Annotated in this window: 17 protein-coding genes; 11 read left to right on the plus strand and 6 right to left on the minus strand. The window is 65.4% G+C overall.

All coding sequences use genetic code 11. The annotated features are described in order from the left end of the window. The first annotated feature begins 53 nt into the window (after nt 1-53). The 6 genes from JQ573_RS37170 to JQ573_RS37195 all read left to right on the plus strand — a co-directional run bounded on the left by JQ573_RS37170 (nt 54) and on the right by JQ573_RS37195 (nt 5441). A complete protein-coding gene (locus JQ573_RS37170) occupies nt 54-530 on the plus strand; it encodes a hypothetical protein (protein ID WP_212319829.1) in 477 nt (158 codons plus the stop codon). Between the two features lie 144 nt (nt 531-674). Further along, the gene (locus JQ573_RS37175) at nt 675-863 is read left to right on the plus strand and encodes a hypothetical protein (protein ID WP_212319830.1); all 189 of its coding nucleotides are present in this window, start codon (nt 675-677) and stop codon (nt 861-863) included. 18 nt (nt 864-881) lie between these two features. After that, nucleotides 882-1472, plus strand: coding sequence for an SCO family protein (locus tag JQ573_RS37180; protein ID WP_212319832.1), 591 nt, complete (start codon nt 882-884; stop codon nt 1470-1472). Nucleotides 1473-1563: 91 nt separating this feature from the next. Continuing rightward, nucleotides 1564-2607: a transporter substrate-binding domain-containing protein gene (locus JQ573_RS37185; RefSeq protein ID WP_212319834.1), complete on the plus strand. Its 1044-nt coding sequence runs from the start codon at nt 1564-1566 to the stop codon at nt 2605-2607. A 119-nt stretch (nt 2608-2726) separates the two neighbouring features. After that, nucleotides 2727-4367, plus strand: coding sequence for a lysine--tRNA ligase (locus tag JQ573_RS37190; protein ID WP_212319836.1), 1641 nt, complete (start codon nt 2727-2729; stop codon nt 4365-4367). Between the two features lie 288 nt (nt 4368-4655). Next, complete coding sequence (locus JQ573_RS37195) at nt 4656-5441, plus strand: class II aldolase/adducin family protein (protein ID WP_249132703.1); 786 nt, start codon at nt 4656-4658, stop codon at nt 5439-5441. A 178-nt stretch (nt 5442-5619) separates the two neighbouring features. On the opposite strand, the gene JQ573_RS37200 is transcribed toward JQ573_RS37195, so the two are convergent. Beyond that, nucleotides 5620-6273, minus strand: coding sequence for a helix-turn-helix transcriptional regulator (locus JQ573_RS37200; RefSeq protein WP_212319840.1), 654 nt, complete (start codon nt 6271-6273; stop codon nt 5620-5622). 200 nt (nt 6274-6473) lie between these two features. On the opposite strand from JQ573_RS37200, the gene JQ573_RS37205 reads away from it, so the two are divergent. Beyond that, on the plus strand, nt 6474-6818 hold the full coding sequence (locus JQ573_RS37205) for a DUF952 domain-containing protein (RefSeq protein ID WP_212319842.1): 345 nt from the start codon (nt 6474-6476) through the stop codon (nt 6816-6818). Then, a complete protein-coding gene (locus JQ573_RS37210) occupies nt 6815-7912 on the plus strand; it encodes a quinone-dependent dihydroorotate dehydrogenase (RefSeq protein WP_212319844.1) in 1098 nt (365 codons plus the stop codon). The genes JQ573_RS37205 and JQ573_RS37210 overlap by 4 nt, the downstream gene beginning before the upstream one ends. Before the next feature lie 93 nt (nt 7913-8005). Here the strand turns inward: JQ573_RS37210 and JQ573_RS37215 are convergent, their stop codons facing one another. The 5 genes from JQ573_RS37215 to JQ573_RS37235 form a co-directional block, all read right to left on the minus strand. Further along, entirely contained in the window at nt 8006-9331 is a 1326-nt protein-coding gene (locus tag JQ573_RS37215) for an MATE family efflux transporter (RefSeq protein ID WP_212319846.1), read from the minus strand. 114 nt (nt 9332-9445) lie between these two features. Beyond that, nucleotides 9446-10180, minus strand: coding sequence for an MBL fold metallo-hydrolase (locus JQ573_RS37220; protein ID WP_212319848.1), 735 nt, complete (start codon nt 10178-10180; stop codon nt 9446-9448). A 22-nt stretch (nt 10181-10202) separates the two neighbouring features. Then, nucleotides 10203-10508: a DUF6460 domain-containing protein gene (locus tag JQ573_RS37225; protein WP_212319850.1), complete on the minus strand. Its 306-nt coding sequence runs from the start codon at nt 10506-10508 to the stop codon at nt 10203-10205. A gap of 97 nt (nt 10509-10605) precedes the next feature. Beyond that, the gene (locus JQ573_RS37230; RefSeq protein WP_212319852.1) at nt 10606-12324 is read right to left on the minus strand and encodes an ATP-dependent DNA ligase; all 1719 of its coding nucleotides are present in this window, start codon (nt 12322-12324) and stop codon (nt 10606-10608) included. Further along, nucleotides 12321-13397, minus strand: coding sequence for a ligase-associated DNA damage response exonuclease (locus tag JQ573_RS37235; protein ID WP_212319854.1), 1077 nt, complete (start codon nt 13395-13397; stop codon nt 12321-12323). The genes JQ573_RS37230 and JQ573_RS37235 overlap by 4 nt, the downstream gene beginning before the upstream one ends. A gap of 146 nt (nt 13398-13543) precedes the next feature. On the opposite strand from JQ573_RS37235, the gene JQ573_RS37240 reads away from it, so the two are divergent. The 3 genes from JQ573_RS37240 to JQ573_RS37250 all read left to right on the plus strand — a co-directional run bounded on the left by JQ573_RS37240 (nt 13544) and on the right by JQ573_RS37250 (nt 19061). Beyond that, nucleotides 13544-14470 (plus strand): methyltransferase domain-containing protein, encoded by a 927-nt coding sequence (locus JQ573_RS37240; RefSeq protein ID WP_212319857.1) that lies wholly within the window; start codon nt 13544-13546, stop codon nt 14468-14470. A gap of 318 nt (nt 14471-14788) precedes the next feature. Further along, entirely contained in the window at nt 14789-16015 is a 1227-nt protein-coding gene (locus JQ573_RS37245) for an ABC transporter substrate-binding protein (protein ID WP_212319859.1), read from the plus strand. A 322-nt stretch (nt 16016-16337) separates the two neighbouring features. Continuing rightward, nucleotides 16338-19061, plus strand: a complete 2724-nt coding sequence (locus JQ573_RS37250; protein ID WP_312011739.1) for a ligase-associated DNA damage response DEXH box helicase — start codon at nt 16338-16340, stop codon at nt 19059-19061. Nucleotides 19062-19091 lie beyond the last annotated feature (30 nt).

Genomic DNA, 19091 nt, shown 5'->3' on the forward strand with positions numbered 1-19091 from the left:
ATTGTCTTGCATCACAGACCAAACAGATTCGGTTTCGACTGGGGCTGGCCAAAATGAAGTTGATGACGGGGTTGCTCGCTGCGGTTCTCCTGCTGGCGGGAATGGGGGCGTCTCAGGCAGTGGTCAGGATCGCCGACGATCGCGGCGGCAAGATCGGCATCTATGTCGACAAATATCAGGACCTGCGCACATCCGGTGAGACCGTGATCATCGACGGGCTGTGCGCCTCGGCCTGCACCATCGTGCTCGGCAAGGTCCCGCATGACCGGATCTGTGTGACCTCACACGCCAGTCTCGGCTTCCATGCCGCCTGGGATTACGGCGACAACGGCCGCCCGGTCCCCAATCCCGAAGCCACCCACATGCTGTACCTGATGTACCCGCCGGCGGTACGCAGATGGATCGCGGACCGCGGTGGCCTGACCCGGCACATGATCTTCCTGCGCGGCAAGCAACTGCAGGCGCTGTACAAGCCGTGTTACCTCAACGCCCAGGCCTCGGCGCCCAAACCCGCCGAGCCGGCGCGCTGACCGATCTCGGCAAGCGTCCTCTCTCGTCATCGCCGGCAGACCGGGCATGACGAGGTAAGGGCCCGGAATCGCCTCGCTATCATTTGACGGCCTGCCACGACCATTGCGCTTGCTGCCTGCCGGAACCCGGCTTATCTCAACCGCATGGTTCAGCCGATCTCCACCCGATCCGAGTTCGTGACGGCTCCGCAGGGCCGGGTGGCCTCTGCAATCCTGTGGGGCGCTGCCGGCATCGGCGGATTGGCCTCGCTCGCCGCTGCCGCGCTCTGGTTCCACTACGGGACCGCGGTGTTTTTCGAAATGATCACGGCCGGCATCGCCGCCTGCTTCTGACAAGGACGCCCTCGCATCATGCCCCGGACCACGCGCCCATTGGTGATCTTTGCTGCCTTCGCAGGCAGTCTGGCGGTCGGCCTGTTCCTCATGTTGTGGGCGGTCGGCGGCCTGCGCACCGTCGCCGCGCCAGCCGCGATCGGCGGGCCGTTCCAGCTCACCGACCAGTCCGGCCAGGCCGTCACCGACAAGAACCTTCAGGGCAAGCCGACGCTGATCTTCTTCGGCTTCACCCATTGCCCGGACATCTGCCCGACCTCGCTGTTCGAGATCTCGGAGGTCCTGAAGGCGATGGGCAAGGACGCCGACCGCGTGAACGCCTATTTCGTCTCGGTCGACCCGGAACGCGACACCGCCACGGCGATGAAGGATTACCTTTCGAGCTTCGATCCGCACCTCAAGGGCCTGACCGGCGATCCCGCCGCGATCGCCAAGGTGCTGTCGAGCTACCGGGTCTACGCCAAGAAGGTGCCGCTGAAGGATGGCGACTACACGATGGATCACACCGCGCTGATCTATTTGATGGACCGCGACGGCCATTTCGTTGCGCCGTTCAATCTGAAACGCACGCCGGAAGAGGCGGCGACCGATCTCAAACGGTATCTCTGACCCCTTTTTCCGGTTCAGAATTAACCCATTCGGCGCTCGCATCACGCGCCGGATGGTCTATAAGCCGTTCAATTCCCTAAAATTGCCGGTTATGCCAGATTTATCCGCCCAGCCCTTTGCCGTCCGCTCGCGCCAGCTTCGCCTGGCCGTAGGGATGATGGCGGCCGCCCTGCTGGCCTTGGCGGAGCCTGCGCTCGGGCAGACGCCCTCGGCACCGCTGACACCGGCGGCCAAGCCGGCGCCTGCGCCAGCCCAGCCCGCCAGGCCTGCCCCCGCACAAGCGGCACCAGCGACGCCCCCGGTAGCAACGCCGCCAGCAGCTGCCGCCCCGTCGCCTCCGATCCAGCCGCCCAAGGCCGCCGAGGCCGCGCCGCAGGCGGTGCCGGGCTTCTGGGACCCGCGGCGACGGCCGGATCGGCCGGACCTGTCGCGCCTCACCGTGATCCGCTTCCTGACCGAGACCGATTATCCGCCGTTCAACTTCACGGGGCCAGACGGCAATCCCGCCGGCTTCAATGTCGACCTGGCGCGCTCGCTCTGCGACGAGATCAAGGTCACCTGCACCATCCAGATGCGTCGCTTCGAGACCCTGATCGATGCGCTGGCCACCAACCGCGGCGATGCCATCATCGCGTCGATGGCGGTGACGCCGCAGCTGCGCGCCAAGGTCGATTTCACCGATCCCTATTACCGCGCGCCGGCGCGCTTCGTGTCGCGCCGCGACAACGTGATGCCGGAAATCCGCCCGGAATATCTCGAGGGCAAGAAGATCGGCGTCATCGCCGGCACCTCGCACGAGGCCTACCTCAAGGCGATGTTCACCGACGCCGAGATCCATTCCTATCCGGATAACGACGCGCTGCGCGCAGCGCTGCGCCGCGGCGAGGTCGACTTCATCTTCGGCGATGCGATCTCGCTCGCGTTCTGGATCAACGGCACCGATTCCGCCGAATGCTGCGCGTTTTCGGGCGGGCCCTTTGTCGAAAGCCGCTATTTCGGCGAGGGCGTCGGCATCGCCGTGCGCAAGGGCAACGATCTGCTCCGGCAGTCGCTGAACTGGGCGCTGTTCCGGATCTGGGAAAAAGGCCGCTTCACCGATCTGTGGCTGCGCTATTTCTCGATCAGCCCGTTCTGAATTCGTCATTCGGGTTCGATGCTGCGCATCGCCCCGGAATGACGACAAACTTCCCGTCGTTTTGCATTTTGCCGCGAAAGCGTTAGTTTTCGCGGCCATTTTGGAGAAAGCCTGAAGAAATGTCCGTGATTGATCTTGCTGCCAGCCCGAGCGACCTGCGGGCGCTCGCCGAACAATCCAACGCCTGGCCGTTCGAGCAGGCGAAAGCGATTGTGGCGCGGCTGAAGAAAAATCCGAAGGACGAGGTGCTGTTCGAGACCGGCTATGGCCCGTCCGGCCTGCCGCATATCGGCACGTTCGGCGAGGTCGCGCGCACCACGATGGTGCGCCATGCCTTCCGCGTGCTCACCGAGGACAAGATCAAGACGCGCCTGCTCGCCTTCTCCGACGACATGGACGGCCTGCGCAAGGTGCCGGACAACGTGCCGAACAAAGAGATGCTGGCGCAGCATCTCGGCAAGCCGCTGACCAAGGTGCCCGATCCGTTCGGCACCCATCCGAGCTTCGGCCAGCACAACAATGCGCGGCTGCGCGCCTTCCTCGATCAGTTCGGCTTCGACTACGAGTTCGCGAGCTCGACCGAGTATTACACTTCCGGCCGGTTCGATGCCGCGCTGCTGCGCATGCTGGAGCGGATCGAGAAGGTGATGGCGATCATGCTGCCGTCGCTGCGCGAAGAGCGCGCCGCGAGCTACTCGCCGTTCCTGCCGATCTGCCCGCGCACGGGCCTCGTGCTTTACGTGCCGGTGACGGCACACGACGCCAAGGCCGGCACCATCTCCTATGAAGATCCCGATACCAAGGAGAGCGTCACCGTTCCCGTCACCGGCGGCCGCTGCAAGCTGCAATGGAAGCCGGATTGGGCGATGCGCTGGTATGCCCTCGGCGTCGACTATGAAATGGCCGGCAAGGATCTGATCGACTCGGTGAAGCTGTCCGCCAAGATCTGCGCGGCGCTCGGCGGCACGCCGCCGGAAGGCTTCAACTACGAGCTGTTCCTCGACGAGAAGGGCCAGAAGATCTCGAAGTCGAAGGGCAACGGCCTGACGATCGACGAATGGCTGCGCTACGCCTCGCCGGAATCGCTGTCGCTGTTCATGTATCGCGAGCCCAAGGCGGCGAAGCGGCTCTATTTCGACGTCATCCCGCGCAATGTCGACGACTACCAGCAGTTCCTCGACGGCTTCACGCGGCAGGAGGCGCGGCAGCAGCTGCAGAATCCGGTCTGGCACATCCATTCCGGCAAGCCGCCGCAGGCCGACATGCCCGTCACCTTCCAGCTGCTGCTGACGCTGGTGTCGTCGTCGAATGCGGAGAATGCCGAGACGTTGTGGGGCTTCATCGGCCGCTATCGTCCGGGCGTGACGCCGCAGACCCATCCGAAGCTCGATGCGATGGTCGGCTACGCCATCAACTACTATCGCGACTTCGTGGCGCCGACCAAGCAGTTCCGCGAGCCCACCGAAGGTGAGCGCGCCGCGTTGCAGGACCTGCGCGATGCGCTCGCCAACATGCCGGCTGACGCGACCGCGGAAGATATCCAGAACGTGGTCTACGAGATCGGCCGCCGCGAGCCGTTCCTCGACACGGTCAAGAAGGGCAAGGACGGCCGTCCCGGCGTCTCGCTCGACTGGTTCAACATGCTCTACCAGGTGCTGCTCGGCCAGGAGAAGGGCCCGCGGTTCGGCTCCTTCGTCGCGGTCTACGGTGTGCAGAACGCCGTCAACATGATCGACGGCGCGCTGGCGCGGTCGTCGTAGGTGGGCGGACTCTGACTGTTGTCGTCCCTGCGAAAGCAGGGACCCATAACCGCAGGATCGTGTTGTCAGGGCGAGATGTGGCCCCAGCCTTCTTCAACACGATGAGTGGTGGTTATGGGTCCCGGCTCAAGGCCGGGACGACAGGAGTGTTTGCGGCGACAAGGCCGCAAAATGCGGATAGCTGGCCAGCGGCATTGTCAGCGGAGGCCGCAGCCGGCTTGCGCTACACTCGCTCCATGAAATCAGCACGGCCTCCGCCGAGAGGCCGGCACAGATGGGAGCATGCGCATGCAGTTCAGGGTTTCGCCGACATCGCTGCAGGATAGTTCGAGCGCCGAGGAATGGCAGGCGCGGGTCGATCTCGCGGCCGCGCATCGGCTCGCCTACATCCATGGCTTTTCGGAAGGCATCTTCAACCATCTCACCTTCGTGGTGCCCGGCCGGAGCGATCGCTACTACCAGATCCCGTTCGGCATGCACTGGTCGGAGGTCACCGCGTCGTCCTTCATGGAGGTCGGCATCGACGATGCCGAGGTGAAGCGCGGCGAGGGTGAGGTCGAGCGCTCCTGCTATTGCATCCATGCGCCGATCCACAAGGCGCTGCCGCAGGCCAAGGCGGTGTTCCACACCCACATGCCGTATGCGAGCGCGCTGACGCGGCTCGAGGATCCGCGCATCAAGGAGATCGGCCAGACCGAGGTCGGGCTGTCGGAGGCGATCGCCTATGACGATCTCTACACCGGCCCGGCGCTGGATCCCGAGGAGGGCGCGCGGCTCGCCAAGGTGATCGGCAACAAGACCATCCTGTTCATGGCCAACCATGGCATCTCCACCGTCGGCGAGACCGTCGCCGATGCCTATGACCGGCTCTATTACATCGAGCGCGCCGCGCAGGTGCAGATCTATGCGATGTGGACCCAGCAGCCGTTCAAGCAATTGCCGCAGCATGTGGTCGAGAAGACCAAGCGCGATTTCCGTGACGACCATCTCTACAACGGCCCAAGCCCCTCGCAGCGGCATTTCGATGCGCTGAAGCGGATGCTGGACCGCAAGGAGCCGGACTACGCGACGTAGGGGGATGGCAGCGCCGCAAATTTCACCGTCGTCCCGGCGAAGGCCGGGACCCATTACCACAGGGTCATGTTGTCGAAGCGAGCTGTGGCCCCAACTCGCTACAATTCAAACGGCGGTGGTTATGGGTCCCGGCCTTCGCCGGGACGACACTGGTTTTGTGGCGACTGAAACTCCTCAGCTACTGGCTCGCCCACACGACGCGCGCGATCCACGTGACCTCCTCGGCATCGAGCATGCGGTCGGGGTGCTCCGGATTGAGCGATGCGAGTTCCAGCACCTTGCCGGTGCGTCGCTTCAGTTCCTTCACCATCACCTCGCCGCCGGTGGTGCGAACCACCACGCGGTCGCCGCGGCGGATCGCGGTCGCGGGTGACACCACGATGATGTCACCTTCGCGATAGGCCGGCTTCATCGAGTCGCCCTCGATCTCCAGCGCATAGGCGTGCTCGTCTGATGTCGCCGGCAGCGCCACTTCATCCCAGCCCTTGCCGGCGGGAAAGCCGCTGTCGTCGAAATAGCCGCCGGCGCCGGCCTGCGCGAAGCCGAGCAACGGCACCGACTGGCCGGCGCGCGGGCCATCACCGAGCAGCTGCACGAAGGTCTCCATGCTGGCATTGCTCGCCGCCAGCGCCTTGGAGAGCGATTCGGTCGACGGCCAGCGCTCGCGTCCGTCGCCGGTCACGCGCTTGGACTTGTTGAAGGTGGTGGGGTCGAGACCTGACTGCTTGGCAAGGCCGGACGGCGACAGGCCGGCGCGTTCGGCGAGCCGGTCGAGCGCGGCCCAGACCTGCGCGTGGGTCAGCGGTCGGGCGGCTTTGGACTGTTTGGCCATCGAGGACACCCCGGATGGTAGGAATTATTACCTGAAACCTGGCGTTTCCGCAAATCTGCCGTCGGATGTGTCCCGCCACCGCTTGAGTTGCGCCGCTGCCGCCGATACGGTCCCTCGCTCGCCATATGGCGTCTGGGGCATTTCCCCTCAAATCCGGATAAAACCCCAAGAGACTCAAGGACAAAAGGGAAGGCCGGGCCGTGCCCATGATCTACAAAATCACTCCCGCTTCGGCCTGGCGCGAGGCCGAGCGGCAGGGCGTCTACCGGGGCAGTGCAGACGACAATCGCGACGGCTTCATCCATTTTTCCACCGCCTCCCAGGTGGCGGAGACCGCGCGCAAGCACTATCACGGGCAGACGGGCCTGTTCCTGGTCGCGGTCGATGCCGATGCGCTCGGCGACGCCTTGCGCTGGGAGCGCTCGCGCAATGACGAACTGTTCCCGCATCTCTATGGCGAACTCGACCTCGGCGCGGTCACCGAAATCCTCAGCCTTCGCGCGCGCTCCGACGGCGGCCACGACGTTCCGGAGCTCATGCCGTGATCCGTGCCTTCGACGCCTTCTCGCTGCCGCTGCTGCGCTGGTTCGATCCTGAAGATGCCCATCGCATGGCGATCCAGGGCCTGAAGCTGCTGCCGCCGATCCGGCAACGGGTGGATGATCCCAAGCTCGCGGTGCGCGCCTTCGGGCTGAACTTTCCGAACCCGATCGGCATGGCGGCGGGTTTCGACAAGAGCGCCGAGGTGCCCGACGCGCTGCTGCGGCTTGGTTTCGGCTTTGTCGAGATCGGCTCGGTGACGCCGAAGCCGCAGGCCGGCAACCCGCGGCCGCGGCTGTTTCGCCTCGAGCGCGACGAAGCCGTCATCAACCGCATGGGCTTCAACAATGACGGCGCGGAAGCGGTGCTGCGCCGGCTCGCCGCGCGTGCCAGCGGCGGCGGCATCATCGGGGTCAATGTCGGGGCCAACAAGGATTCGACCGACCGCGTCGCCGATTATGTGAAGCTGATCGAGACCTTTGCCCCGGTCGCGAGCTATTTCACCGTCAACGTCTCGTCGCCGAATACGCCGGGCCTGCGCAATCTGCAGCAATCGGCCGCGCTCGACGATTTGCTGGCGCGGGTGATCGATACCCGCGAGCGCGTGCGCAAGAACGCCGGCGATTCACCGGTCCTGCTGAAGATCGCGCCGGATCTGAGCCTCGCCGAACTCGACGACGTCGTGCACATCGCGCGCTCGCGCCGCGTCGACGGCATGATCGTCGCCAACACCACGCTGGCGCGGCCCTCGGCCTTGCGCGAGGAGAACCGGGCCAGGGAGCAGGGCGGCCTGTCGGGCCGTCCGCTGTTCCGCCTCTCGACGCGGATGGTCGCCGAGACCTATGTCCGCGTCGAAGGCGCATTTCCGTTGATCGGCGTCGGCGGCATCGATTCGGGCGGCGCCGCGCTGACCAAGATCCGCGCCGGCGCCAGCCTGATCCAGCTTTATTCGTCGCTGGTATACAAGGGCATCGGCCTGGTCGACGACATCAAGCGCGATCTGTCCTCGACCTTGCTGCGCACCGGCCGCGACTCGCTGTCGGAAATCGTCGGGGCCGATGCTGCGACCATCACGGCCGAGGATTGGCCGGTGCGGTAGGGCTGTAGCCCGGATGGAGCGAAGCGCAATCCGGGACAGTGTTACCGCGGATAGGGTCCCCGGATTTCGCTTCGCTCCATCCGGGCTACAGAGCTACGCAGTCTTGAACGACTTCCTCAGCAGCGCCGGATAACGCAGGCCCTGCAACCCGCCGCGCGCGACGTAGAAGCCGAGCAGCGCGATCCACAGCCCGGTGTTGCCGAACGAGCTGAGCGCCCACCAGGCGGCGAGGAAGATCGCGAGCGAGGCCAGCATCAAATTGCGCATCTCGCGCGCCCAGGTCGCGCCGACATAGATGCCGTCGAAGCCGAAGGCGAACACGCCGGGAAGAGGTGCCAGGATCACGAACACCAGGAACTCGCGCGCATAGCGGCGCACGTCCTCACTGGTCGTCATCAAATTGATCAGCGCCGGTCCGAACAGCGCGAACAGCACCGACACCACCAGCGCAAAGCCGACACCCCACAGCAGCACCAGCCGGGTCGAATCGGCAAAGCCACGTGCATCGCGGGCGCCGAAGGCGCGGCCGCAGAGCTGCTGGGCGGCGTTGGCGAGGCCGTCGAGGAAGAAGGCGCTCACCAGCAGGAAATTGTTCAGCACCGAATTCGCCGCCAGCGTCACGTCGCCCTCGCGTGCGCCCTTGGCGGTGAAGAACAGGAACACGACGATCAGCGCCGCGGTGCGGACCATGATGTCGCGGTTGACGGCCAGCATGCGCATCAGCTTGGCGCGGTCGAACAGCGTGGCCGCAGGAACGGCAAAGCCGCCTTGCGAGATCCGCCACGCCACGACGATGCCGACGGCAAAACCGGTCGTCTCGGCAAGCACGGCGGCGATCGCGGCGCCTGCAATGCCGGCGCCGTAGACCTGCACCAGCAGCACGGTTGCCGCCATGTTGATCAGGTTGATCACGATCTGCAGCGCCAGCGCCAGATTGGCGCGCGCCTGCCCGACCAGCCAGCCCAGGATGACGTAATTGGCGAGTGCCAGCGGCGCCGACCAGATCCGGATCATGAAATACGTTTTGGCCGCGCGCGTGACGCCTTCGCTGCCGCCCATCAGCTGGAATGTAACCGCGGCCAGTGGCAGCTGCAGCGCGATCAGCGCAGCGCCGATCAGGCCGGCGACGATGAAGCCGCGCACCAGGATCGCGGCATATTCCTGCGGCTCGCCCGCGCCCTGCGCCTGCGCGGTGAAGGCCAGCGTGCTCATGCGCAGGAAGGCGAACAGCCAGAACAGGCAGTCGAAGATCACCGAGGCCATCGCCACCCCGCCGAGCAGCGCGGCATCGTCGAGGCGGCCGATCGCGGTGGTCGAGACGATGCCGATCAGCGGCGTGGTCAGGTTGGCGACCATCGCAGGACCGGCGATCGCGAATACCTGGCGGGTCGTGATCTTTGGGTGGACGGGTGCGTGCATGGCTACAGTTGCAAGGAATAGGCGTTTCTATCGCGACATCCGTCGGGCGACCATGCCGGAATTGTACTCAGAGCAATGCGGTGGCGGAGGGGCGGCCGACGAGGCATGGCATGGTCAGAACACCACGACCATGCCGTCGCTCGCCGCCATGTACGGCAGGTCGTCGACGCGGCCGAGCATGTCGTCGCTCATATGGGTCAGCACCACCCGCCTGGCGTTGATGGCCGGCAAATGAGCCTCCAGCGTTTTCAGGCTGAGATGGTTCTTGACCATCTTGTCGTAGGTATAGGCCTCAGTGATGAAGAGGTCGGCGTTTTGCGCGGCCGGGATCAGCGCGTCGGTCCACTCGGTGTCGGCGCTGTAGCTGACGACGCGGCCTTCGGCCTCGACGCGATAGGCGAGAAACGGCCCGCCGGATTCGCCATGCACCACAGGATAGGGCGTCACGGTCACCTCGCCAAAGCTGCGCCGCTCCTGCGGTGCGAGCGTGACGACGGACAGATCGAAGCGCTGTCTGGTCTTGGAGGAATGCTCGAACATCACCTCCATCACCGCGGGCAGTTTCGTCTCGATCCCTTGCGGTCCGGCAATCGCCAGCGGCCGGGTGCGGCGGGAGAATTGCGCATCGAGCAAGAAGAACGGCAGGCCGGCAAAATGATCGCCGTGGAAATGCGTGATCAGGATCAGGTCGATCGCGTCGCGGTCGATCACGAGCCGCTTCAGCGCCGGCAGCGAGGAGGCGCCGCAGTCGATCAGGAAATTGACGCGCTCGCCGCTGACATGGAAGCAGGTGTTGAAGCGGCCCCCGGAGCCAAATGCATCGCCGCAGCCGACAAATTGCAATTGCATCGGCTGCGGGCTTTCCCTGGGATCAGCGGCCGCGCGGTGCGCCGAACAGCCGCGACAACAGCCAGATCGGGACCACGATCACGGCGCCGAGCAGGAAGTAGCGCCACGCCCAGTTGATTGCGTCGAAGCCGAAATCCCAGAGGCTCTGGAACAGCCGGCGGACGCTGTACAGAATGTTCCACGGGTCGAGTCCGATCGCGGCGAGCACGACGCCGACTAGGATCGAGAGCAGGATCAGCCGGAACGCCACCGAGAGCGGCGATCCGCCGAGAAAGCGGTACAGGCCGTCGCTCTGGCCGGCCGGCAAGTCCCGGATGTTGTCTGGCATCACTCTCTCCTCGCGGAATCGCCCGCATTATAGGTCACGGCGCAGCACATGGGAAACCCGTGAGCCGCGATCAATGGCTGCGATGTGGCTTGCGGGTTTAACTTCCTGTCATGGAGATTAACATCCGTTCAAGTGTCTCCAGCCGGTCGGCCTCGCGCGGCGGCTTGTCCCAGCGCAGGCGGCTGATCCGGGGAAAGCGCATCGCGACGCCGGATTTGTGACGCGGCGAGCGCTGCAAGCCCTCGAAGGCGACTTCCAGCACCAGCCCCTGATCCGGCTCGTGCACGACATGCCGCACCGGGCCGAACTTCTCGGTGGTGTTGCGGCGGACGAAGCGATCGATCTGCAGCAGTTCCTCGTCGGTGAAGCCGAAATAGGCTTTGCCGACCGGCACCAGCTCGTCGCCGGCCTCGCCACGAGTCCAGACCCCGAACGTGTAATCGGAATAATAGGACGAGCGCTTGCCGTGGCCGCGCTGGGCATACATCAGCACGGCGTCGATGATGTGCGGGTCGCGCTTCCACTTCCACCATGGGCCCTTCGGTCGCCCGGGCAGGTAGGGCGCGTCGCGCCGCTTCAGCATCACGCCTTCGACTGCGTCGGCATCGTCGCCGGCGCCGGCGCTCTTCGGATCGGCGCGCGCCGCGGCCAGTTCTTCCCAGCTCGCGAACGGGACCGTCGGCGACAGATCGATGCGCGGATCGTTCAGCTTGGCGACGAAGGCTTCGAGATGCGCGCGGCGTTCGGTGAACGGCAGCTCGCGCAGATCGTTTTCGCCGTCGCCGAGCAGGTCGTAGGCGCGCAGATGGATCGGAAATTCCTTGATCAGTTTCGGCGAAACCACCTTGCGGTTCAGCCGCTGCTGCAACACGTTGAAGGTCTGCACGCGGCCGTCGCGCAGCACCAGCAATTCGCCGTCGATCGCGATCGAAGCATGATGCCGAAAAGTGTGAAGCGGCTTTCGGGAGTCATCATGCTTCAGATCTAGAGTATCTTGCAGATGCAGCGACGGCACGAGGTCGGGGAAGCTGCCGGTGATGTCCTCGCCGGTGCGTGAATAGAGCCGCGCCTGGACGTGGCCGCGCGCGTCGTGGCCGGCCACAGCCTGCACGCGGATGCCGTCCCACTTCCATTCCGCGCTGAAATCGGCAGCGTCGAGATTGGCGAAATCGCCATCCTCGATCGCATGCGCCAGCATCACCGGGCGGAACGGCGTCGGGTCGCTATTGACCGGCTTGTCGCCGCGCCCTTCGAGCCAGGCGAACAATTCGAGATAGGGCGGCGACAGGCCGGGCCACATCAGCTCGATTTCGTGCGGGTCCTTGTCGTCGAGCGCCGCCGCCGCCGTCTTCGCCAGCCGTGCCGAGATTCCGATCCGCATTGCGCCGGTGACGAGCTTCAGCAGCGCCCAGCGTCCGGTCTCGTCGAGCTCGTCCAGCCAGCGCGCCAGCTGTGCCGGCAGTTCGGCCTTGCCGAGCGTGCGCAGCGTGGTGACGACCTCGGTGAGGGTGGGAGGAGGCGGGTTGTTGTGGCCTGGCAGCTCCGCCTTCGGCCACATCAGCGCGACGGTTTCGGAGAGATCGCCGACGTAATCATAGGAATAACCGAACAGCACCGGGTCGGTGCGTTCGGTGATCAGGTCGCGGATCAAGCCCGGCTTGGCGTGCTTGAACGACAGCGCGCCGGTCAGTGCCGCCAGCGCGTAGCCGCGGTCGGGATCCTCGGTCTCGCGGAAATAGGCAACCAGCAGCTTGATCTTGTTGTTGCGGCCCGGCTCGTAGGCGAGCCGGTCGAGCAGTTCGGCAAAGCGGTTCATGTTTCGGCCTCGTCGGCGGGCTGTGCCTCGCCGGTGGGCTCCGCCTCGCCGGTGACCGCCGCCGTCTCGCCTTCGTCCTCGTCGCCATAGCCGACCAGATCGAGCGGCCGCGCGGCAAGGCCCTTGCTTTTGCACCAATGCACCAGCGCGTCTTCCTGGCCGTGGGTGACCCAGATCTCGCCGGCGCCGGTAGCCGCAATCGTCGCCGTCAGCCCGTCCCAGTCGGCATGATCCGAGATCACCAGCGGCAGCTCGATGCCACCCTGCCGGGCCCGGGCGCGCACGCGCATCCAGCCCGACGCAAAAGCCGTGACCGGATCGGGGAAGCGCCGCGTCCAGACATCCGATGTCGCGCTCGGCGGCGCCAGAGTGATGGTGCCGGCGAGCTCGGCCTTCTTCATGCCGCGCGCCGGCCGGAGTTCGCCGAGCGGAATGCCGCGCTCCTGATAATAATTGGTGATCTTCTCCATCGCGCCGTGCAGATAGATCGGCGCATCGTAGCCGGCCTCGCGCAGCAGCGCGATGACGCGCTGCGCCTTGCCGAGCGAATAGGCGCCGACCAGGTGCGCCCGCTCCGGAAACAGTTTTACGGAGGCCAGCAGTTTCTTCACCTCGTCGGCGGCATCGCCGTGGCGAAACACCGGCAGACCGAAGGTCGCCTCGGTGATGAAGACGTCGCAAGGGACGAGCTCGAACGGCGCGCAGGTCGGGTCGCGTGCGTCCTTGTAGTCGCCGGAGGCGACGATGCGGGTATCCGTGCAGGTGACGGATATCTGGGCGGAGCCCAACACGTGGCCGGCGGGATGAAACGTCACCGTGACGTCGCCGAGCTTGATCTCCTCGCCATAAGCGACCGCCTGCGTCGACCCGGCGAAGTTCTCGCCGTAGCGCAGCCGCATCATGTCGAGCGTTTCCTGGGTCGCGAGCACTGCGCCATGCCCCGCCCGCGCATGGTCGGAATGGCCGTGCGTGATCAGGGCTCGCTCGACCGGCCTGACAGGATCGATGTGGAAGCCACCGGGCTTGCAGCAAAGCCCGGCCGGGACGGGCATCAGGATGTCTTGCGGGCGCATTGTCCCTATATAGGCGATCGATCCGCGATGTTTAGCCGTCATCCGCGGGCTTGACCCGCGCTTCCATCTCCGGAAAAAGTCCGTGTTCTAATGGACGGCCAGACTTGGCCAGGATCCCTAAGACAAGATCGGTTCCGTAAGAAAAAATGGCCCCCCGCCTGTTTCTGTCCTCCGGCGACCTCGTTGCCGACCGCCGCTACGAGTTCGCGCGCGACCTGCAATTGAAGGGCGATCTGCCGGCTGCCGCCGAGCTGCTCGAACAGGCCATCGAGCTGGTGCCGAAATTCCCGTCGGCCTGGTACACGCTGGGCAAGATCCGCCTCGAGCTCGGCCAGCGCGAGGCCGCGATCGCAGCCTTCCGCGCCGCGCGCGATGCCGATCCCGAAGACCGCCATGGCGCCGGCCTGCATCTGATGCAGCTCGGCGTCGAGGCCATCAGCGCGATGCCGCCGGGCTATGTGCAGACGCTGTTCGATCAATATGCGCCGCGCTTCGAGGCCGCGCTGGTCGGCGATCTCGGCTATCGCGGCCCGGCGTTGCTGTTCAAGGCGGTGCTGTCGGTGCGCGCCTCTGCGAAGAAGCCGGCGTTCTTCAAGCGCGCGATCGATCTCGGCTGCGGCACCGGCCTCGCGGCCGCTGCATTCGCGCAGCACGTCGATCGCTTCATCGGCATCGACCTGTCGCCGCGCATGATCGACAAGTCGCGCGCCACGGGACTCTATGCCGAGCTCGAGGTCGACGACATGCTGAAGGGCATTTCGGGCAAGCCGGATGCCAGCGCTGAATTGATCCTCGCTGCCGATGCGATGGTCTATGTCGCCGATCTCGCGCCCGTGCTTGCCGAAGCCGCGCGCGTGCTGGTGGCGGGCGGCGTGCTCGCCTTCACCACCGAGACCCATGACGGCGAGGGCGTCATCCTCGGCGAAGGGCTGCGCTACGCCCACAGCGCAGCTTATGTGCGCGCCTCCGTCGCCGCCGCGGGGCTGACGCTGGCGCTGCTCGACGATCTCTCGGCGCGCAATGAGGACAACATCCCGGCGCCCGGGCTTGTCGCCGTCGCCGTCAAGCCGTGAGGCGCTTACCCTCCCCTGGAGGGGGAGGGTCGGTTCGCATTGAGCGGAGCGAAATGAGAGCCGGGGTGGGGTGAATCCCTCAACACGAGCAGCGCTGAGGTGGAGAGACCTTCACCCCACCTCGCCGCTCATTGCATTCGCGTCGATCCTCCCCCTCCAGGGGAGGATAAGAGCGCGATCCTATACATCTCGCGATCCCAACTTGAGTCTACACGCTACACATTTGCCGTGACGCGGCATTGCGCCGCAAAGCGGTGACTTCGCGCTTGCCCGGCGCAGGGCGGAATGCGAGAGCTTTTCGCCTCAGGGAGAGAACCAATGAAAAAACATACGCGGCGCGAGTTCGGCGCCACCGCATTGTCCGTGATCGCAGCCTCCGTGCTGCCTGCGCCGTTCGTCCGCGCCGCCGACAAGAAGTACGATCCGGGTTCGAGTGACACCGAGATCAAGCTCGGCCAGACCGTGCCGCATTCCGGCCCCGGCTCGCTCTATGGTGTGCTGGGCCGGGTCGGCGAAGCCTATTTCCAGATGCTGAACGACAAGGGCGGCATCAACGGCCGCAAGGTGAAATTCCTCACCATGGACGACGCCTACAGCGCGCCGAAATGCGTCGAGGCGACGCGCCGCCTGGTCGAGCAGGAAGAGGTGCTGGCGCTCTATGGCTCGCTCGGCACCGCGCCGCAGACCGCCGTGCACAAATATCTCAACTCCAAGGGCGTTCCCCAATTGCTGTTGAACACCGGCGCCTCGAAATGGAACGACCCGAAGAATTTCAAATGGACCATGGCGGGCCTGCCGCTCTATCCGACCGAAGCCCGCATCCTGGCGAAACACGTCGTCAGCGTGAAGCCGAACGCCAGGATCGGCATCCTCTACCAGAATGACGATTTCGGCCGCGACTTCCTCGGCCCGTTCAAGAAGGTGCTGGCCGATGCCGGCGGCAAGGCACAGGTGATCATGGAGCAGACCTACGATCTCACCGATCCGACGGTCGATTCCCAGCTCATCAATCTCTCGAAATCGGGCGCCGACGTGTTCTACAACATCACCACCGGCAAGGCGACGTCGCAGTCGATCCGCAAGGTGGCCGAGCTCGGCTGGAAGCCGTTGCAGCTGTTGTCGGCAGGCTCGACCGGCCGCTCGATCCTGAGCGCCGCGGGCCTCGAGAACGCCAAGGACATCGTCGCGATCCGCTACAACAAGGAAGTCGGCGTGCCCCGCTACGAGAAGGATGCGGATGTGGTCGCGTTCGAGGAGCTGCGCAAGAAGTACCTGCCGAACATCGATCCCGACAACACCATCGCCTTCGCCGGCTACGGCCAGGCGGCGACGATGGGTGAAATCCTGCGCCGCTGCGGCGACGATCTGACCCGCGCCAACGTGCTGAAGCACGCTACCACGCTGGCCGGCTTCCACTCGCCCTATTTCCTCGACGGCATCAATTACAGCTATACGCCCGACGACTACACCCCGATGAAGACGCTCTATGTCTCGATCTTCAACGGCAAGGACTGGGATCTCTTGGGCGAGCCGATGACGGAGTAGGGGGGAGAAGCTCTCTCTTCTCCCTCTCCCCGTTCTTACGGGGAGAGGGTTGGGGTGAGGGGCTCTCTCCACCAGGCAGTGTGAGCTGAGACACCTGTACCCCCTCACCCGGATCGCATCTGACGATGCGACATAACCGAAGCTTCGCTTCGGCGTCCTTCTCAGGACGGCCGCCGGAGGCGGCCTATGCCTCTCCCCGCAGGCGGGGCGAGGTGACTTCCGGGTGCTTCGCAGCCCACAGAGCGAGATGATCGCCCCTGCCACCTGCCGCCATTTCCGTCCTGCCCTCGACGAAACCCGCTGAACCACCTACCTCTTGGGCGTGTCGACGCTCGATCTCTTTTCCGTCACGCCGTCGGAAACGGCCGATCTCTTGCCGCGCCGGTTTCGCGACTGGTTCGCTTCGCGCGGCTGGTCGCCGCGCGAGCATCAGCTCGCGCTGCTGGCGAAGGCGCGCGAGGAACGCTCAGCGCTGCTGATTGCGCCCACCGGTGCGGGCAAGACGCTGGCGGGGTTCCTGCCGACGCTGGTGGAATTGAGTGGGGAAGGGCAGGGCAAGAATTCTCACCTCCCCCTGAAAGGGGGAGGTCGGCGCGAACAGGCGCGCGACAGCGCGGCTGACCCCCACCCCAACCCTCCCCCTTTCAGGGAGAGGGAGCCTGACGACCTCGCAAGCGGCAAAATTGAACCGGCGATAATCCGCCCCAACCTCATCTCCACCGGCCGCGGCGTTCGCCGCAGCGGCGGGCTGCATACGCTCTACATCTCGCCGCTGAAAGCGCTCGCGGTCGACATCGCGCGCAACCTGGAGACGCCGGTTGCCGAGATGGGGCTGCCAATCAAGATCGAGACCCGTACCGGCGACACGCCGGTGTCGCGGCGGCAGCGGCAGCGGCGTTATCCGCCGGATATTCTGCTCACCACGCCGGAGCAGCTGGCGCTGCTGCTCGCCTCCGACGATGCGCCTTTTCTGTTCTCCTCGCTGAAGCGCATCGTGCTCGACGAGCTGCATGCGCTGGTCACTTCCAAGCGCGGCGATCTGCTGTCGCTCGGGCTTGCGCGGCTCTGGACCATCGCGCCGCAGGCGCGCGCGATCGGTCTCTCGGCGACGGTGGCCGAGCCGGAACAGCTCGCGCGTTTCCTGGTGCCGCAGCCGGGCGGCGAGAGCGTGTCCGCCGACGTCGTAATCGCCGGTGGCGCCGCGCCGCCGGTGGTCGAGATGCTCGACACGCGGGAGCGGCTGCCGTGGTCGGGCCACAGTGCGCGCCACGCGCTGCCCGAGGTCTATGAGCTGATCAAGCGCAACAAGACCACGCTGGTGTTCGTCAACACCCGCAGCCAGGCCGAGATGCTGTTCCAGGATCTGTGGCGCATGAACGACGACGGGCTCGCGATCGCGCTGCATCACGGCTCGCTCGATGTCGCGCAGCGCCGCAAGGTCGAGGATGCGATGGCCGCGGGCCGCTTGCGCGGCGTGGTCTGCACCTCCTCGCTCGATCTCGGCGTCGACTGGGGCGATGTCGATCTCGTCATCAATATCGGTGCGCCGAAGGGCTCGTCGCGGCTGATGCAGCGGATCGGCCGTGCCAACCACCGCTTCGACGAAGCCTCGCGCGCCGTGCTGGTGCCGGCCAACCGCTTCGAGGTGCTGGAATGCCGCGTCGCGATCGACGCCATTGCCGAAAATGCGCAGGACACGCCGCCCTTGCGTTCGGGCGCGCTCGACGTGTTGGCTCAGCACGTGCTCGGCTGCGCCTGCGGCAAGCCGTTCCTGTCCGACGAACTCTACGATGAAGTCAGGACCGCGGCGCCCTATGCGTCGCTGGCGCGAACCGATTTCGACGATGTGGTCGACTTCGTCGCGACCGGCGGCTACGCGCTGAAGACCTACGAACGCTTCGCGCGGATCAAGCAGGACAAGCAGGGCCGCTGGCGCGTCACCAATCCCAAGGTACGGCAGAGCTACCGCCTCAACGTCGGGACCATCGTCGAGGAGACCATGCTGAAGGTGCGGCTGGTGCGCTCGCGTGCCGGCGGCCAAGGAAAAAGTAGCGGTTCGACCGGCGCGATCGCCCGCGGCGGCCGGATGCTCGGCGAGATCGAGGAGGTCTTCATCGAGGGCCTCGTGCCCGGCGACACTTTTGTCTTTGGCGGTGAGGTGGTACGCTACGAGGCCTTGGTTGAAGACCAGGTCTATGTCTCCCGCGCTAACGACAAGGATGCCAAGGTGCCGTCCTATATGGGCGGCAAGTTCCCGCTGTCGACCTATCTCGCCGAACGCGTCCGCAAACTACTCGACAACAGCCAGGCCTGGAACGGTTTGCCGGACCAGGTGCACGACTGGCTGTCGTTGCAGCGAAAATTCTCACGCGTCCCGGCAGCGCGCGAGCTGCTGGTGGAAACCTTTCCGCGCGGCGGCAGCCATTACCTGGTTTGCTATCCCTTCGAGGGCAGGCTCGCGCATCAGACGCTCGGCATGCTGCTGACGCGCCGGCTGGAACGCGCCCGCGCCCGCCCGCTCGGCTTCGTCGCCAATGAATATGCTCTGGCGGTGTGGGGCGTCGGCGATCTCTCCTTCATGATCCGGCACGGCAGACTCGACCTCAGCGCGCTGTTCGACCCCGACATGCTCGGCGACGATCTCGAAGCGTGGCTTGCGGAATCCGCGCTGATGAAGCGCACCTTCCGCAACTGCGCTATCATTTCCGGCTTGATCGCGCGCCGCTTCACCGACGAGGAAAAGTCGCGCCGCCAGGTGCTGTTCTCGACCGATTTGATCTACGACGTGCTGCGCAAGCACCAGGCCGATCACGTGCTGCTGCGCGCCGCGCGCGGCGATGCCGCCACGGGATTGCTCGATCTCCGCCGCCTCAGCGACATGCTTTCGCGCATCCACGGCCGAATCACCCACAAGGACCTCGACCACGTTTCTCCGCTTGCCGTGCCCGCGCTGCTGGAAATCGGCCGCGAGTCAGTTTATGGCGAAGCATCCGACGAGCTCCTGGCCGAGGCGGCCGAGGAACTCGTGCGGGAGGCGACGACGTAACGCTGGTATTTTGGGGAACAGCACGTGGCG

Origin of the sequence: Bradyrhizobium sp. AUGA SZCCT0105 (assembly GCF_018129565.1) — a bacterium.
Lineage (GTDB): Bacteria > Pseudomonadota > Alphaproteobacteria > Rhizobiales > Xanthobacteraceae > Bradyrhizobium.

Excerpts from the sequence above, each read along its gene's own strand:
- JQ573_RS37170 (WP_212319829.1), top strand. The coding sequence starts at position 54 with ATGAAGTTGATGACGGGGTTGCTCGCTGCGGTTCTCCTGCTGGCGGGA.
- JQ573_RS37175 (WP_212319830.1), top strand. The coding sequence starts at position 675 with ATGGTTCAGCCGATCTCCACCCGATCCGAGTTCGTGACGGCTCCGCAG.
- JQ573_RS37180 (WP_212319832.1), top strand. The coding sequence starts at position 882 with ATGCCCCGGACCACGCGCCCATTGGTGATCTTTGCTGCCTTCGCAGGC.
- JQ573_RS37185 (WP_212319834.1), top strand. The coding sequence starts at position 1,564 with ATGCCAGATTTATCCGCCCAGCCCTTTGCCGTCCGCTCGCGCCAGCTT.
- JQ573_RS37190 (WP_212319836.1), top strand. The coding sequence starts at position 2,727 with ATGTCCGTGATTGATCTTGCTGCCAGCCCGAGCGACCTGCGGGCGCTC.
- JQ573_RS37195 (WP_249132703.1), top strand. The coding sequence starts at position 4,656 with ATGCAGTTCAGGGTTTCGCCGACATCGCTGCAGGATAGTTCGAGCGCC.
- JQ573_RS37200 (WP_212319840.1), bottom strand. The coding sequence starts at position 6,273 with ATGGCCAAACAGTCCAAAGCCGCCCGACCGCTGACCCACGCGCAGGTC.
- JQ573_RS37215 (WP_212319846.1), bottom strand. The coding sequence starts at position 9,331 with ATGCACGCACCCGTCCACCCAAAGATCACGACCCGCCAGGTATTCGCG.
- JQ573_RS37220 (WP_212319848.1), bottom strand. The coding sequence starts at position 10,180 with ATGCAATTGCAATTTGTCGGCTGCGGCGATGCATTTGGCTCCGGGGGC.
- JQ573_RS37225 (WP_212319850.1), bottom strand. The coding sequence starts at position 10,508 with ATGCCAGACAACATCCGGGACTTGCCGGCCGGCCAGAGCGACGGCCTG.
- JQ573_RS37230 (WP_212319852.1), bottom strand. The coding sequence starts at position 12,324 with ATGAACCGCTTTGCCGAACTGCTCGACCGGCTCGCCTACGAGCCGGGC.
- JQ573_RS37235 (WP_212319854.1), bottom strand. The coding sequence starts at position 13,397 with ATGCGCCCGCAAGACATCCTGATGCCCGTCCCGGCCGGGCTTTGCTGC.
- JQ573_RS37240 (WP_212319857.1), top strand. The coding sequence starts at position 13,544 with ATGGCCCCCCGCCTGTTTCTGTCCTCCGGCGACCTCGTTGCCGACCGC.
- JQ573_RS37245 (WP_212319859.1), top strand. The coding sequence starts at position 14,789 with ATGAAAAAACATACGCGGCGCGAGTTCGGCGCCACCGCATTGTCCGTG.